The sequence below is a fragment of the Halorubrum sp. SP9 genome, from assembly GCF_005435015.1.
GTDB classification, from domain to species: Archaea; Halobacteriota; Halobacteria; order Halobacteriales; family Haloferacaceae; genus Halorubrum; species Halorubrum sodomense.
In genome coordinates this window covers 1-238 of record NZ_SGXU01000699.1, presented here as the reverse complement: position 1 = coordinate 238, position 238 = coordinate 1, and the positions used below count along the sequence as shown (strand labels likewise).

1 protein-coding gene is annotated in these 238 nt (G+C 66.0%); it reads left to right on the top strand.

What is annotated here, in order from left to right:
* The coding region (locus tag EXE45_RS19040) for a winged helix-turn-helix transcriptional regulator (RefSeq protein WP_137695204.1) at positions 1-238 on the top strand (238 nt) is incomplete at both ends.

Here is a 238-nt window from a genome sequence, read left to right as displayed (position 1 = left end):
ACGAAAACCTCGACGCGAAGCTCATTAACTCGCTGCTCAGCAACGGCCGCGCGAGCCTCCGGAGCCTGGGCGACGAGCTCGACGTGTCCGTGACGACCGTCTCGAACCACCTCCGCGACCTCGAAGAGGAGGGCGTGATCCGCGGGTACACGCCCGTCGTCGACTACGACAAGCTCGGTTACGACGTGACCGCGGTGCTCCAGCTCAAAGTCGAGGGGAGCGCGCTGCCGGACGTCAC